Source organism: Corallococcus sp. AB049A (genome assembly GCF_003668885.1).
Lineage (GTDB): Bacteria > Myxococcota > Myxococcia > Myxococcales > Myxococcaceae > Corallococcus > Corallococcus interemptor.
The window spans coordinates 1-15,217 of the sequence record NZ_RAWL01000202.1 but is presented as its reverse complement, the minus strand read 5'-3'; the positions used below and the strand labels follow the sequence as shown (position 1 = coordinate 15,217).

The following is a 15,217-nucleotide window of genomic DNA, read 5'->3' as shown; positions in this document are numbered from 1 at the left end:
CACGCACACCGTCGTCGCCGCGCGGGCGCAGGGAGAACGGCTGTCCGCGCAGCGCTTCCACCTGGTGCTGCTGGACACCGAGCGCGCGGGCACCGTGTACCCGCTCGCCACGGAGGACCTGCGCGTCGGCAAGTCCACCGACAACGACGTCGTCATCGACCACCCCACCGTCAGCCGCAACCACCTGGTCGTGCGCCGCCAGGGTGACCGCTTCCTCGTCCAGGACCTGGGCTCCACCAACGGCACCTTCCTCGACGGCGCCCAGGTGCGCGAGGCCTACCTGCGCCCCGGCGCCCTGCTGGAAGTCGGCGACGTGCGCCTGCGCTTCAGCCCGCAGATGGCCCCCGTGCAGGTGGAGCCCACCGTCGAGGACCGGCTGGGGGACCTCGTGGGCCGCAGCGTGCCCATGCGGCAGATCTTCGCGCTGCTCCAGCGCATCGCCCCCACGGACTCCACCGTGCTGCTCGTGGGCGAGACGGGCTCCGGCAAGGGCGCGGGCGCCAAGGCCATCCACAAGTTGAGCCCCCGCGCGGCCGGGCCCCTGGTCGTCTTCGACTGCGCCAGCGTGTCCGACTCGCTCATCGAGTCCGAACTCTTCGGCCACGAGAAGGGCGCCTTCACCGGCGCGGTGGGCCAGCGCATCGGGTGCCTGGAGCGCGCCCACGGCGGCACCCTCTTCCTGGACGAAATCGACGACCTCGCCCTGGACCTGCAGCCCAAGCTGCTGCGCGCCATCGAGGACCGCGAGTTCCGCCGCCTGGGCTCGTCCTCGCCCATCACCTTCGACGCGCGCATCGTCGTGGCCAGCAAGAAGGACCTGTGGTCGGAGACGCAGGCGGGCCGCTTCCGCGAGGACCTCTACTTCCGCCTGTCTGTCTTCACCGTCAGCCTGCCGCCCCTGCGCGACCGCAAGGAGGACATCCCGCTGCTCGTGGAGGCCTTCGCCGGTGAGGGCCTGTGGCCCCGGCTGCCGGAGAAGATTCAAGAGCAGTTCCTGGGGCACACCTGGCCGGGCAACGTGCGCGAGCTGCGCAACGCCCTGGAGCGCGCCCGGCACATGGTGGACATCCCGGGACTCGCCGGAGAGAACCTCCTGCGCGAGTTCACCCGCGACGTGCCCGCCCCCGCCGGGGACTTCCTGCCGGTGGAGTTCACCGGGCCCTTCAAGGTCTGCAAGGACGAGCTCGTCCGCGCCTTCGAGCGCGAGTACCTCACGCGCCTGTTGGGCCGCGCCCGGGGCAACATCGCCCGCGCCGCCCGCGAGGCGGAGCTGGACCGCAAGCACCTCTATTCGCTCTTGCACAAGTACGGGCTCGTTCAGAGCGAGCCGGACTGAGCCCTTGTGGCATGGTGGCGGCCGCTTTCGCGCGGTCCCCCATCCCCCAGGAGGGCTTCATGAAGTTGCGTCCGTCCCGCTGGCTCGGTGTGTTGTGCGCGGGTGTCCTGATGATGCATGCGACGGGCTGCTTCGGCTCGTTCAAGCTCACGACGAAGATCTGGCAGTTCAACAAGGGCATCTCCGGCAACAAGTTCGTCCAGTGGCTGGTGTTCCTCGTGTTCGTCGTCGTGCCTGTCTATGAAATCGGCACGCTGGTGGACGCGCTCGTCGTCAACAGCATCGAGTTCTGGACCGGCAGCAACCCGGTGAGCAGCGTGGAGGGCGAAGACCCCAACACGCGCATCGTGAAGCTCAGCCCCACCGACACCCTGAAGATGTCCCGCGACGTGGAGTCCGGCGTCATGCGCCTGGAGCTCCAGCGCGAAGGCCAGGCGCCGGTGGTGCGCTACTTCGAACCGCTGGAGGACGGCATGGTCGCGCGCGACGAAGCGGGCGCCCTGCTCATCCGCGCGCAGGGTCAGTCGGACGGCGCGGTGAAGGTGACGGACGCCAGCGGCTCCACCGTGACGGTGCACGCACGGGACGCCGTGGACACCGCGCGCCAGCTCTTCCTGGACGGCGGCGCTCCGGCGCTCGCTGGGTTCGCCACGCACCAGGGACAGCTCACCCAGGGCCTGGCCACGCTCGACGCCTGCACTCCGTAAAGGCAAGAACCTGGGGCTTCCGGCGCGTGTGTCACCGGAAGCCCCGGGGTGATTCAGGGCGAGGGCTCGTCGCCCACCACGTCGCCCAGGTCCGGGCCGAAGCCCGCGTCGAGCGCCAGGGAGTTGAACGTCCCCTCGATGTTGCGCCCCGCGCCGTAGCCGTCGCCCTTCTTGAACGACAGGGAGAAGTCACCCCGCGTGACTTCACCCGGGTTGCCGCCCTCGTCGAGCACCAGGTCGCCGCGCTCCACCTGGGTGAAGACGCGCGCGGGCTCTCCCGCGGCCACGTGCACCACCGACGCACGGTCGCGTCCGGAGGGCGTGGTGCCGCCGAGCTGCACCTTCGTGCCCGGCTTCAGGTCCACGCCTTCCGTGTCCACGGTGAGCCGCGCGACCAGGTCCACGTCCAGGCCGTTGTTGCGGAAGTAGCTCACCTGGAGCGCCTCCGGGTTGCGGCGGATCTCCACGCGCGACACGTCGCTCACCGTGAACAGCTCCGACACGCTGCCCGACAGCTCGTTGTCTCCCCGGCACGCGATGGCGCCCGCGCCAGAGAGCAGGCCCGCGAGCCCCAGCGCCGCCAGGGCGCGTCCCGCGAGGCTCACCGCTCCACCGCCAGCGTCAGGACGCCCGTCGTCGGCACGCGGTAGAGCACCACGCGCTTTCCCGTGGACAGGAAGGCCAGTTTGGGCGACCAGCCGCCCGCCGTGTCCACCGTCACCTCGCGCCACTGGTCCTCGACGCGCGTGGAGATGACAAGCGCGTCGTCCGAAGGCGAGCAGCCGCCCTCGTTGCGCCCGGGCTCCAGCGAGCAGATGTGGAACGCGATGGACGGGTCGTGCGTCTTCGGGTCGAACGCGAGCGACGGGTACCAGCCGCCCGAGCCCGTCTGGTAGACGGGGTCCGGCAGCGACCAGTCCCCGGCCACCGCGCACTGCGTGCCCGTCTTGCCATCGCACGAAATGTACGTGAGCTTGTTATCCGAGCGGTCCACCACCGCGATGCCGAATCCCACCGCCGGGTCATATGCCAGCGACGCGCCCAGCATCGTGTTGCCTACCGACTGGATCTTCCTCGGCGGCGTCCAGGTCTTTCCGTCCGCTCCGCGGCGCTGGAAGAACACATTCTGTCCCGGGGCGTCGGCGGCATTGAGAGCCTGATCGAACACCAGTGCCGGCTGACCGTCCGCCAGCACCATGTCCAGGTGTCCCCCGTATGCGGGTTTCTCATCCGCGCCGTCGCCGCCCGCGGCCACCATCTGGTGCTGCCACGACGTGGGGCCTCCGAAAGCCAGCTCCGCGTCGCTGGCGTTCCAGTCCTGCTGGGGGAACTGCCCGTTGTGCACATCCCGGTAGGCGACGAGCGCCTCGTTCCCGTTGAACACCAGCGCGGGATCGAGTCCCACGATTTTGCCCGAGTCACTGACGACGTTGGCGGGGGCCTCGTTGCTCAGGCGCACGGCCACCTGCTCCGTCCACGTCCCGTTGGCGGCGCGGTATGCCACCGCCAGGTCGCTCTGGAGCCAGAGGACGGTGCCGTCACTCCCTCCGCCCAGGTAGCTCACCGCGGGCTGGCCGTTCGCGGCGAAGGCCAGCGAAACGCCATACACGAGCTGCACGGTCCGGATGGTCTCCGCGTTCGCCTGCACCTGACCGTCCTTCACCTCGCGGTAGCGCAGCTCGAAGTCCTTGTCGTTCACCTTCACGAAGTACGCGATGCCGATGCGGTCATCGGGGCCCACCGCCATGGCGATGGAGGAGATGCGATGCAGCTCGGTCGGCCCCGTGTCCACCGTCAGCCGCACGAAGGGCGTATCCGTCGTTCCGCCATCGTCCTGCGGCTTCGGGCCCGCGTCCGGGTTGGCCGGCTTGCCGCCGCCACATCCCAGCGCGAGCGCCGCTCCCAGTATCCACGCGTGCCGTTTCATGCGGTTCTTCTCCTTGGTCCAATCGGCCCAGTTGAGTGCGCCATCCTAGGGCACCTGGGCTAGGCTCGCATGTCATGGCTCGCGCGCGTTCGCTCCCCCCGAAGCTGTCCCGGCGCACCTTCATCCAGCGGCTCACCTTCTTCGGCGGCGGTGTGGTGCTGCTGGGCGGCGCTGCGTGTAAACGTTCGAAGGAAGCGGAAGCGCCCAAGCCCGCGGAGCCCACCGGCACCACCGCCGCCGGACAGACGCTGCGCACCTTCTCCGCCTTCGAGTACGCCGTCGTCGCCGCGGCCACCGAGCGGCTCCTCCCCCGCGACGAGGACCCCGGTGCCCAGGACGCGGACGTGGCGCTCTACATCGACCACATCCTGGAGACGCAGGGGCTGGAGTCCATGCACCGCGACTTCCTCCAGGGCCTGTCCGCGCTGGAGCGCCGCGCGCAGCGCATGTTCCAGAAGGGCTTCGCGCAGGCCACGCCCGCCCAGCAGGACGAACTGCTCGCCATCTTCAAGGACAGCCCGGCCGGCAGCGGCGAGGCCCACTTCTTCGAGCTCTTGATGACGCTCAGCCTGGAGGGCTTCCTGGGCGACCCGTCCTACGGCGGCAACAAGGGCCGCGTGGGCTGGCGCCTGATGGGCTTCGACACCGTGGGCACGCTCGCCATGGCGCCGCCCGAGGGCTACGACGGTCCCAGGTGCCTGCGCGAGTGCGGAGGCCACCACCCGTGAGCCTTCCTTCCGTGGACGTGTGCATCGTGGGCAGCGGCGCGGGCGGTGCGCCGCTGGCGCTGGAGCTGGGCCGCGCGGGCTTCAAGGTCGTGGTGCTGGAGAAGGGCCGCCACTACCAGCCCAAGGACTTCGTCCACGACGAGATCCTCAACAGCCGCCGCAACTTCTTCATGCCGCTGCCGTGGGAGGAGCCGCACCTGGTGCGCCAGGGCGCCAAGGGCCGCTACGAGCGCAGCAACGCCGCGTGGACCGCCAACTGCGTGGGCGGCGGCACCGTGCACATGAGCGGCTTCTTCTACCGCCTCAAGCCGGTGGACTTCCGCCTGCGCTCCACGCTGGGCGCCGTGCCCGGCAGCACCGTGGCGGACTGGCCCATCTCCTACGAGGAGCTGGCCCCCTTCTACGACAAGGCGGAAGCGGAGCTGGGCGTGTCCGGCCAGGCCGTCCCCCACCCCTTCGCGGAGCCCCGCAGCGGCCCCTACCCGCTGCCGCCGCTGGACGTGCACCCGGTGGCGTCCGAAATCGACAAGGCGTGCGCGGGCATGGGCTGGCACGCGCTGCCCACCGCGCGCGGCATCATCAGCAAGGCCTACAAGGGCCGCTCGCCGTGCGCCTACTGCGCGCTGTGCGGCAGCTACGGCTGTGAGACGGGCGCCAAGAGCAGCACGCTCGCGAGCCTCATCCCCAACGCCATCGCCACCGGCAACGTGGAGGTGCGCCCGGGCTGCATGGCGCGCTCCATCGAAGTGGACCGGCAGGGCCGCGCGAAGAGCGTGGTGTACCTGGACAAGGACGGCGTCGCGCAGGAGCAGCCCGCGAAGGTCATCATCGCCTCCGCCACCGCGGTGGAGAGCGCGCGCCTGCTCCTCAACTCCACCTCCAGCCGCTTCCCCAACGGGCTCGCCAACGGCAACGGGCTCGTCGGCAAGAACCTCCTCTTCAGCTCCTTCGGTGGCTCGCGGGCACACTTCCGGGTGTCGAAGCAGAAGGCCGCGCGGCCGTGGCTCACGGACCCGGCGCCCTTCGTCAACCGCAGCCTCCAGGACTTCTACGTGATGCCGGACGCACGCCACGGCTTCCGCAAGGGCGGCACGCTGGGCTTCATGTGGGCGCACCCCAACCCCATCTACGCGGCGGTGGGCCTGGCGGGCAGCGGCAAGTCCGGCGTCTTCGGCAAGGAATTGAAGGACCGCATGCGCGCGTACCGCGACTCGCGCATCCTCGAGTTCGAGGTCTACGCGGAGTTCCTCCCCACGCCCGGCACCTCCGTCACGGTGGAGTCCGGCGTGAAGGACAAGTACGGCATCCCCGTGGCCGCCATCACCCTGGACCGGCACCCGGCGGACTTCGCCGCCACGCGCTTCCTCGTCGAGCGCGGCGAGGAGGTGCTGCTGCGCCTGGATCCGGACAGCGTCGAGCGCGTGGGCACGCAGGGCGAAACCACCATCCTCCAGCACGGCACCTGCCGCTTCGGTGACGACCCGGCGGCCTCCGTGCTGGACAAGCACTGCCGCGCGCACGAGGTGCCCAACCTCTACGTGGTGGACGGCAGCTTCATGCCCACGGGCGGCAGCGTGCCGTCCACGCTCACCATCGCGGCCAACAGCTTCCGCGTGGCGGCCCACCTGGTGCGCACGCTCAAGGGCTGAGGCGGTACGCCGCTCGCGCGTTTCTACGGGATGCGCAGCGGCTTCACGTCCACCTTCACCACGTAGCGCGCCTGCATGTCGGAGTCGAACTCCACCAGGTGGTCACCCACGCCGGTGACGTCCGCCTGCTGGGTGAAGACGCCGAACTTCTCCATCTGATCCAACGCCGCGCGGCCCGAGGACGCCTTGCGCTGCCGTGCGCGACAGCCCTCCTCGTGCACGGTGATGGCGGTCTCCTCGCCCGCCGCCGTCACCTCCTCCAGATAGAAGCTCACCTGGATGGTGGAGGCCTCCGGCACGCGCACCAGCACCTGCCCGCGTCCGGGGAAGCGCCCCTCCGAGTAGCTCTCCGGTCCGAGGATGCAGCCCGCGTATTCACTGCACACGGGCCAGGACGACTTGCAGACATCCAGCACGCGCGCGCCGATGAAGTCCTCGCGCGAGCCGCCGCAGGCGGCGAGCATCAATCCCATCACAGCGCCCGCCAGCCGCGAGACATTCCGTGTTACAACTCCAGACATTCTGCTGAACCTCACCGAGGAGTGGATGTCCATGCGCATGCGCAACCTGTGGCTGCCTCTCACCATCATCGCCCTGGCGGGCTGCGGAGACGAGAGCGAGGAACTGCCGAACACGCCGCAGCTGCTCATCGACCGCACGGAGCTGAGCTTCGACACGGAGTTCTCCGCGGGGACCTACGTGGGGGCGACGACCTTCAACACGCTCTACATCGAGAACCGCGGGCTCCAGACGCTGGAGCTCAACGAGGCCTCCATCTCCGGCCCCAGCGTCTTCACCCTGAAGAAGCCGGAGGACTGGCCGGAGAACGGCCCGCTGAAGCTGGAGACCTACAAGCGCACCTTCATCGAAGTGGCCTTCAAGCCCACCGCCGCGCAGGAGTACACCGGCAAGCTCACCCTCAAGTCCAACGCCGCCAACGGCGAGACGCAAGAGCTGACGCTCAAGGGCAAGGGCATCGCGAAGCCCGCGCCGTAGTCCCGCTCCCGGAGGCGGCGGAGGCGTGAAGCCCCGCCGCCCGCCCGGCGCGGCTACCGGGTGAACTGGCAACCGCCCACCCACGTGCCACCGTCCTGCGACGGCGCGGGGCACGACGTGGGCGAGCCACCATCCGCCGCCGTGTAGCTGCGCGGATAGTCGCCGTACGCGGTGCGCAGCGTGTAGCCCACGGGGGTGTAGTCCGTGCGCTCGGTGGCGCTCACCGCCACCTTGAGCGTGCCGCCCTTGATGAAGCGCCGCTCCAGACACGAGCACGCGTAGGGCGCCACCGTGACGCGCGTCGTGGTGGGCGTCTTCTCCAGCTGGTACAGCGCCTGGTAGCTGCTGAGCGGGGCGCTCGCGGAGGTGTGCCACGCGCGCATCACCGAGGAGCTGTACGCCAGCGTCAGCGCGCCGCCCGTGCTGGTGGTCGTCACCGGCGTGCACGTCTGGGTGCCGCCATCCGTGGTGTTGCCGTCGCAGAAGGTCAAATCCAGCGCCAGCCCGTGCGGCGTGCCGCCATCCGGCAGGTTCTCCACGTCCCACTGCACCAGCCACGCCGCGTCCTCCGGCGCGCTCAGCGTGGGCAGCTGGTACTGGAAGGTGTCCGTGTCGGAGGGGACCGCGTCGTAGTCCGTGGGGCCGCGCACGCCCAGGCCCGTGGCGCGGTCGTTGCCGCGCAGCCGGCCGTGGCCGTAGGACAGCGCGCCCTTCGCTTCAAACGTCGCGCTGCCCGGCGCCGGCAGGTTGCCCGCGCCCACGTCATTCAGCGTCTTCGCGCGCGGCTGCTCCACGCCCCCGCTGTAGGCGGCGGCCTCCTCCGCGTCGTCGTCCGCCCAGGACACCTCCAGCCGGTAGTCGCGGTCATCCGCCCATCCGTTACCGCCCTGCACCACGAAGTGGTACGCCGCCGTCCCGGTGTGCGTGGGCACGGGCAGCGCGCCCTGGAAGTTGCTCAGGCCGGGGAAGCGCGCCGGGTCGGACTCCTCGCGCAGCGACTGGAGGCACAGCACGGCGTCCTTGTTGTTGCAGTACGTCTGCACCAGCGAGGGCGCGTCGGGGAACTCACGCACGTCACGCGGGCACACGGCCGCGTCGTTGGTGCAGGTGGCGCGGTTCTCGGCGGTGATGGACGTGCTCACCGTGGTGAAGACCCGCACCTGCCGGTCCGCCAGCCTGCCCAGCTCCACGGGCAGCGGGTCGAAGCGGGGCGTGGTGGCCACCTCCACCAGGCGGTAGCGCAGCACGCTGGGCTTCGCGTACGCGGGCAGGCGCAGCGCGTACCAGTCCTGGTCGCCCACGTAGCCCAGCCGTCCCGTGAAGGACGTGGACGTGCCCGGCGAGCCCACCAGGTCCCGGGCGAAGGCCTGGGCGTAGGCGTCGTTGCCGCTGGACTGGTCGTTCGCGTCCGCCTCGTCCACCACGCGCACCTCCACCGTGTAGGGCTGGCGCAGGTCGCCCGCGGGCACCGGATCATTGGTCCCCCGGTAGCCCTTCACCACCAGCGTCCACGTGCCGGCGAGCGTCGCCTGCACCTTGCGCGCGGTGGCAATCACGCCCGGGTGCACCTTGGGCCGCACGTTGCCCTCGGACTCCTTGTCCGTGCCGTTGGGGCGCAAGAGCTCATAGGACAGGCGGTAGTTGGGCGCGAAGCCCTGGTCCGGCGCGGTGAGGCGCACGTAGACGATCTTCCCCGCCGTCAGCGGGAAGTTGAAGCGGTCCACGTCGTTGTCCGTGGCCAGGTAGCCCTGGGCGTTACCCACCTGCACGGCTCCCTGCGCCGACAGCGCGATGGGCGTGGGCGTGACGTCGTTGGGCTCGTTGGTGTCCGGGTTCTCCAACAGCTCCACCGTGAGGCGGTAGCGGTTGCGCGCGTCGTAGTTGGGGCGCGCGGGGTTCGTGGGCGCGTCGCGCACCACGACGATGAGCTGCGTGTCCGGCGTGCCGTACGGCAGGATGATGTCCACCGGCTGCGGGGCGCCCGCGCCGTGCTGGTCCGACTTCGCCACCAGCGAGGTGCTCTTGTCCTTCTCCAGCACGGACACGGACAGGTTCACCGGCGTGCTGGACGCCAGGTACGTGCCGGTGACGTGCACCAGCGTGCGCGCGTTGGCGTTGGCGGGGATGCGGATGCTGTACCAGTCCTCGTCACCGGCCTTCACGTCGCCCGTGAGCGCCAGGAAGCGCTCCACCGGCGTGCCGGGCTTCAGCTCACAGTCCGCGTTGGACAGCGCCTCCTCGCGGCTGTTGCAGAGGTCCTCCACCACGCCCGTGCCGGCGTCCGGCGTGTCGTCCCCTTCCGAGGAACAGGCGGCCAGCAAGAGGAGCGCGAGCGGGAGCAGTCGGGTGCGAAGGCGCATGGGGGAATCCAGGAGGCGAAGAAGTCAGGGGACGGGCGAGAGGGTCGGGGCGACGCCGGGGCAGCCGTCCACGAAGTCCTCGGGGTTCACGCGGATGACGCCATCCGGCGGCGACTTGATGCCGCCCACCGGGTAGCGCACGGAGTCCACGCGGAAGGTGCGCACCAGCGTGCGCGCGGTGGGGTCGTCCGCGGGCAGCATGGACACGGAGAGGTAGATGTCGTTGTAGCCCGCGCCGCGCTGCACGGTGCCGGCGTCCACGCCCCCGTCCACGCCGCCGTCGGCGATCATCGCGACGGTGGGCGCCAGGAGCACGTTGTCCACTCGGAAGCGGTAGCACTGGCGGCCCTGGTCATCCACCGGGCCGTCCGCCTCCATGCTGTAGCGGTACGCGTCCGAGGCCAGGTTCGCGGTGTCCACCTGCAAAGGCCGCATGTGCATCCGCGCCTCGCTGCGGTTGGTGAGGCCGTCCGTGTCCGGGTCCTCGTCCATGTCCTGGCTGGAGCCCTGCGTGCCGCCCCGCCACTCCATGCCGTCCGGCACGCCGTCGCCGTCGCTGTCCTGGAGCGTGGCGTTGGTGCCGATGAACTGCTCGTCGCAGTCCAGCAGGCCGTCGCAGTCCGTGTCCACGCCGCGCAGCGCGGGCGGGCAGCCCTTGTCCAGGCCGCCGCCGTCCGGCTGCACTTCCTGGGTGGGGTCGAACTGCACGCCGCGGTCGCGGAAGTACACCTCCACGCCGTCGCTGAAGCCGTCGCCGTCCGTGTCGCGCAGGTTGGGGTTGGTCCCCAGCTCGTACTCGCGCGCGTCGGTGAGGCCGTCCCCGTCGGTGTCCGCCTCGTCCAGCGGGCTGCCCGGGGGCGCGGAGAAGTTGGAGGCCACGAAGTCCTTCACGATGAAGGCGCGGCGCACCTGGCCGAACTGGAAGTTGAGGAAGTTGATGGGCTCGTTGTTGCGGAAGTCCCGGAAGTTGCCGCCGCCCAGCGTGGCCATCTTCTCCAGGCGGTCCGCGTTCTGGTTGATGATGAGCAGCGGGCAGCCGCCGTCGCCAAAGCCGCCGTCCTCCGCCACCAGGTCGCACACGGACGGCACGGGCTGGATGGGGTTGAAGACGTGCACGGTGTTGAAGCGCACGTCCTCCACCAGGTCGCGCAGCTGGCGGATGCGCACCACCGCGTCACCGCGGATGAGCTCGTCGTCCTGGTTGTTGGTGGGCTTGCCGTCCGACAGGAAGATGACGGAGTAGCGCGCCTGCGCCAGCGCCTCGTTGCCGCTGGGCTGCTGCCGCGCCCGCGCGATGTCCGTGTTGATGAGCGAGTAGATGTCCGACAGCGGCTTGACGAAGTCCGTCGAGTCGCGGTTCGGCGACGTGTCCGTGTTGCGGAATGTGAGCAGCTTCTCCGTGAGGATGGCCCTCGCCGTGGCGTCCAGCCGCGACACCTGGATGAAGCCGTCCTCCGGCGGCGGCCCGGGGTTCTGCGTGAGGAACGCCGTGGTGCTGCCCGCGAAGAGCATCACCGCGATGGAGACCTCGTCGTCCTGCGGCAGGTTCTCAATCAGGTCCACCAGCGCCGTGGCGCGCACGCCGTCCGGGTCGCTCACGCGCATGGACTGGCTGGCGTCCATGGCGACGATGATCTTGATGGGCCGCACGACTTCGTTCGCGCCCAGCGTGCAGAAGCGCCCGTCCAGCGCCACGGCCCGGTCCGCGGGCACCTCCGTGTCGCGGCGAGGGTCGTAGAGGTACGAATCGGTGCAGGCCACCACCACGGCGAATCCCACCAGGGCCAGGGCCCACCCACGTCCCGCGCGGCTCACGGCGACGCGCCTCCCTGCGACGGCGACACGCCGACGCAATTGCCCTGGGTCCTCCAGGGGTCCACCAGTTGATCCGGCCGGCGGAAGTCACCGTCGTCCATGGCCAGGTCCGGCCCCAGCGGCACGCGCACGCTGGGCGGCGCGTACTGCGCCCACGCGCACGCGGTGCGCCAGACGCCGTAGTCCGTGGCCACGCCGCTCTCCGGCGCCTCCGCGAACCACACCTTGAACAGGTTGTAGCCCTGCTTCACGCCCGAGCGGTCCGGCGGCGTCACCAGCTGCAGGTTGGACACGGTGAAGTCGTAGCAGACGCCGTTCGTGTCGTTGCCGCCCTCCACCTTCTTCACCTCGTACTGGATGCCGTACCGGTCGTGGAAGGTCCGGTCGCGCCGGGTGGGGTCGCTGCCAGCCCGCAGCTCCTCGTCGTCCGGCACGCCGTCGCCGTCGGTGTCCAGGCCGGACACGCTCGACTGGAGCGGGTTGAGGCCGTACTTCGCCTCCAGCCCGTCCGGCGAGCCGTCGCCGTCGCTGTCCACGATGCCCTGGCGCGTCTTGAGGTAGTCCTCGGCGAACTGCGACAGCCCGTCACCGTCCGTGTCGCGGCAGACGCAGCCGGGCGTCAGCGGGGACTTCGGGTCGCAGCCGCGCGCGTCCAGGTCGTTGCCCGGCTTGAAGCCCTGGTCCTGGCGCCGGTACTCGAAGCCGTCGCTCAGGCAGTCGCCGTCACTGTCGAGGGTGAAGGGGTTCGTCTTGAGCGTGAAGCTGTTGTCCAGCGTGTCCGGGATGCCGTCGCCGTCGCTGTCCACCACGCGGCCGTCATCCCCTGGCGCGGAGCTCAGCGGCTCCACCATCAGCGTCTTCATCACGTTGGGCGACGCGAACGACGAATAGTCCAGTGCGCCCAGGCCCAGCTCGCTGATCTCCGCCGTGTCGCTGAACTCCTGGTAGACGCCGTTGCCCATCTCCGCGAAGCGCTTGAGCAGGAAGGAGGCGATCTTCTTCGCCGCGGCCGGGTACTGCGCCTCCGGGACGCCCGGGTAGGTGCCGTAGATGTCCTGGCAGATGGGGCCGCAGGCGCGCACGGCCTCTTCGTTGAAGAGCAGCACCGTGTGCATGCGCACGTCGCCCACGTTGTACTGCGTCTTGAGCTCCATCAGCCGGCGCACGTAGCTGAAGAGCTGGTAGTTCTGGTTGCGGTCCGTGCCCACCTCGAAGCCGGTGATGACGTCCGTGGTGCTGGTGGCGTTGCAGAAGCTGGAGATGGAGTCGCGCCAGGTGAGGTCCGGCGTGTCCGGCCCCGCGTAGACGGACAGGTCGTCGTTGGCGGAGCAGCGCGGGTACGGCGTGCCGTCCGTGAGGAACACGACGACGTAGCGCGTGCGCGGCAAGAGTTCCGGCGTGGACTGGGACACCGCCTCGATGTCGCTGGCGATGAGGCTGTACGCGTAGCTGAGCGCGCCCTGATAGTCCGTGCCCTTGCCCAGCTGCGACTGGAGGCCTTCGATGTAGCCGTTGATGTTGCCCGGCGGCGCGAAGCGGTCCCCCGTGGAGGCCGGCGGCCAGGTGTTCTTCACGTTCGTTTCGAACGGGGCAATGGCGATGCTGATGTTGCCCTGGCGCGCGTCGTTGATGCGCTTGAAGCCGTTCACCAGGTTCTTCAGCGCCCGCACGCGCGCGGGCTCCGTGACGCCCGGCGGGATGATGGCCTGCACCTCCGTGCGCTCGCAGAAGCCGCTGCCCTCCTGCGAGCCCGGCGGATCCGACACGCACATGCTGCCGGACTCGTCCACGACGAGCACCACCTTCACCGGGAAGCCGGTGGGGTTCGCCGGGCGCGTGCACACCCGGCCGGTGAGCGTCAGCCGGTCATCCAGCTGGGACTGCTCCTGGGCGCGCGGCTCCAGGAGCGAGTCGGAACAGGACAGCACACCCAGGACCAGGAGGCCGGTCGCAAGAAGCGGGACGACGAACTGACGGCGCATGCGATGCGGACCTCCTGGCATGGGGGACATCTCTTTCTTACGCCTTCTTGCGGCGGCGCAGCAGCAGGCCGAGCACGCCAGCGCCCAGGGCCGCGGCGCTACCACCGGCGGGCAGCGAGGTGCAGCCGCCGCCGTCGGCGTCCTGCTTGCCCACCTTCACGAACAGGCTGGACACGGAGGTGCGCTGGTCGGGGAACACGCGGTCCGCGAAGGCCAGGCGCGTGGACACCTGCAGCTCGTACTCGCCTTCCTTGTCCGGGTTGAAGTTGGGCACGCTGCCGTCCACGTACTGGTATTCCCAGTGGCGGCTGTAGGTGACGGCGCCCTTGGGGTTCTCCACCACCGCGTTGGAGCCGGAGGGACGCTTCACCACCGTCCACGTGTACTCGATGGCCGCGCCGTTGCGGTTGGCGAACAGGGGCGGGCGCACCGCCATGCCCGTCTTCTCCACGCTCAGCACGCCGCCGGTGCCCACGCTGAAGGGCGACTTCGGATCCAGGCAGTCGTTGGGGTTGTCCTTGTTGAGGACGACGCAGTAGCGCGTGTCGCACGCGTCACCCAGGCCGTCGCCGTCGTCATCCGCCTGGTCGCGGTTGGCCACCAGCGGGCAGTTGTCCTGGGCGTTGAGCACGGAGTCGTTGTCCGTGTCCGGGTCGCACGCGTTGCCAATGCCGTCCGCGTCCGCGTCCTTCTGGTCCGGGTTGGACAGGCCGGGGCAGTTGTCCAGGTTGTCGGAGATGTTGTCGCCGTCCGCGTCCACGCGGCACAGGCTCACGTCCGCCGGCAGCTGCTGGTTCTCATTGGCGATGAGCGGGCAGTTGTCCTCGCCGTCCTTCTTGCCGTCGTTGTCGTCGTCGTCGTCACAGACGTCGCCAATGCCATCCTTGTCGTTGTCCGCCTGGTTGGCGTTGGGGATGGTGGGGCAGTTGTCCTCGCCGTCCAGCTTGCCGTCGTTGTCGTCGTCCGGGTCGCACGCGTCGCCAATGCCGTCACCGTCACCGTCCAGCTGCGTGGCGTTGGACACGCCCGGGCAGTTGTCACAGGCGGAGCCGACGCCGTCGCCGTCCGGCGAGTCGTCCTGGTCGCGGTTGGACGTGAACGGGCAGTTGTCCTTGTCGTCCGCCTTGCCGTCGCCGTCCGCGTCGTCCGTGTACGACAGCGTCTTGCCGTCGTCCGTGTACGCCACCCAGATGGAACAGCCACAGCCACAACCGCAGCCGCCGCCCTCCTCCTTGGGACGACCGCACTCATCTCCGAGGCACTCCGGGTTGTCCGGGTTCTGCTCCTGGGCCTGCACGGTGCGGGGACTCAGCACCAGGAAGGCTCCCAGCGCCAACAGGGGGGCAATGCGACCGATAGTCATGGTGACTCCTTTCACAACCCCCGCTCTAGCAAGAGGCGATCCCGCGTCTGTAGGAGTTTCAGGGTCAGGAACTTCAAGGGGTTATGCGTCTGGAAGGGACTGCTACAGGATGGGTGTGGGGGGGACACCCCATTGAGACTGTGGGGGACACCCCACGAACAGCGGGCCGGCTCAGGTGCCCACGATGAAGTCGTCGGAGACCAGGGGGACCATGCCCGCGGGGGTGCGGCCCGTGTCGGGGTCGTATTGGATTTCCTGGATGAAGAGCGAGCCCACGCCGGCGCCGCGCGGATCATTGTCCCGGCCCACCTGGAGGTAGAGGTAGACCTCGTTGGTGCCGGCGCGGATGACCTC

General features: G+C 69.8%; 12 protein-coding genes and 1 pseudogene. 5 read left to right on the top strand and 8 right to left on the bottom strand.

From position 1 onward, the window contains the following. Together D7X55_RS21630 and D7X55_RS21625 are read left to right on the top strand one after the other, a co-directional pair. The coding region (locus D7X55_RS21630; protein ID WP_121724068.1) for a sigma 54-interacting transcriptional regulator at positions 1-1,336 on the top strand (1,336 nt) is incomplete at its 5' end. Between the two features lie 59 nt (positions 1,337-1,395). Continuing rightward, complete coding sequence (locus D7X55_RS21625) at positions 1,396-2,043, top strand: DUF3332 domain-containing protein (RefSeq protein WP_121724069.1); 648 nt, start codon at positions 1,396-1,398, stop codon at positions 2,041-2,043. A 53-nt stretch (positions 2,044-2,096) separates the two neighbouring features. Here the strand turns inward: D7X55_RS21625 and D7X55_RS21620 are convergent, their stop codons facing one another. Both D7X55_RS21620 and D7X55_RS21615 read right to left on the bottom strand, forming a co-directional pair. Further along, positions 2,097-2,648, bottom strand: a complete 552-nt coding sequence (locus tag D7X55_RS21620) for a hypothetical protein (RefSeq protein WP_120549402.1) — start codon at positions 2,646-2,648, stop codon at positions 2,097-2,099. Next, a complete protein-coding gene (locus tag D7X55_RS21615) occupies positions 2,645-3,970 on the bottom strand; it encodes a hypothetical protein (RefSeq protein WP_121724067.1) in 1,326 nt (441 codons plus the stop codon). Before D7X55_RS21615 ends, D7X55_RS21620 begins: the two co-directional genes overlap by 4 nt. Positions 3,971-4,044: 74 nt before the next feature. On the opposite strand from D7X55_RS21615, the gene D7X55_RS21610 reads away from it, so the two are divergent. Both D7X55_RS21610 and D7X55_RS21605 read left to right on the top strand, forming a co-directional pair. Beyond that, on the top strand, positions 4,045-4,698 hold the full coding sequence (locus D7X55_RS21610; RefSeq protein WP_120549404.1) for a gluconate 2-dehydrogenase subunit 3 family protein: 654 nt from the start codon (positions 4,045-4,047) through the stop codon (positions 4,696-4,698). Further along, positions 4,695-6,347 carry a GMC family oxidoreductase gene (locus tag D7X55_RS21605; protein WP_120549405.1) on the top strand — a complete coding sequence of 551 codons (1,653 nt, stop codon included), beginning with the start codon at positions 4,695-4,697 and terminating at the stop codon, positions 6,345-6,347. Before D7X55_RS21610 ends, D7X55_RS21605 begins: the two co-directional genes overlap by 4 nt. A 23-nt stretch (positions 6,348-6,370) precedes the next feature. Here D7X55_RS21605 and D7X55_RS21600 read toward each other — a convergent pair whose 3' ends face one another. Further along, positions 6,371-6,820, bottom strand: coding sequence for a hypothetical protein (locus D7X55_RS21600; protein ID WP_199747061.1), 450 nt, complete (start codon positions 6,818-6,820; stop codon positions 6,371-6,373). 79 nt (positions 6,821-6,899) lie between these two features. Here D7X55_RS21600 and D7X55_RS21595 point away from each other — a divergent pair, with 79 nt between their 5' ends. Then, positions 6,900-7,343: a hypothetical protein gene (locus D7X55_RS21595; RefSeq protein ID WP_199747059.1), complete on the top strand. Its 444-nt coding sequence runs from the start codon at positions 6,900-6,902 to the stop codon at positions 7,341-7,343. 53 nt (positions 7,344-7,396) lie between these two features. Here the strand turns inward: D7X55_RS21595 and D7X55_RS21590 are convergent, their stop codons facing one another. The 5 genes and pseudogenes from D7X55_RS21590 to D7X55_RS21570 all read right to left on the bottom strand — a co-directional run. Further along, positions 7,397-9,703: a hypothetical protein gene (locus D7X55_RS21590; protein WP_121724066.1), complete on the bottom strand. Its 2,307-nt coding sequence runs from the start codon at positions 9,701-9,703 to the stop codon at positions 7,397-7,399. A gap of 24 nt (positions 9,704-9,727) precedes the next feature. Beyond that, entirely contained in the window at positions 9,728-11,518 is a 1,791-nt protein-coding gene (locus tag D7X55_RS21585; RefSeq protein WP_120549409.1) for a vWA domain-containing protein, read from the bottom strand. Beyond that, positions 11,515-13,500, bottom strand: coding sequence for a cell-cell cohesion protein MtsD (gene mtsD / locus D7X55_RS21580; RefSeq protein ID WP_121724065.1), 1,986 nt, complete (start codon positions 13,498-13,500; stop codon positions 11,515-11,517). Before mtsD ends, D7X55_RS21585 begins: the two co-directional genes overlap by 4 nt. A gap of 37 nt (positions 13,501-13,537) precedes the next feature. Continuing rightward, positions 13,538-14,863, bottom strand: coding sequence for a cell-cell cohesion MYXO-CTERM protein MtsC (gene mtsC / locus D7X55_RS21575; protein WP_120549411.1), 1,326 nt, complete (start codon positions 14,861-14,863; stop codon positions 13,538-13,540). 171 nt (positions 14,864-15,034) lie between these two features. Continuing rightward, positions 15,035-15,217, bottom strand: a pseudogene (locus tag D7X55_RS21570) (calcium-binding protein); the annotation flags it as partial.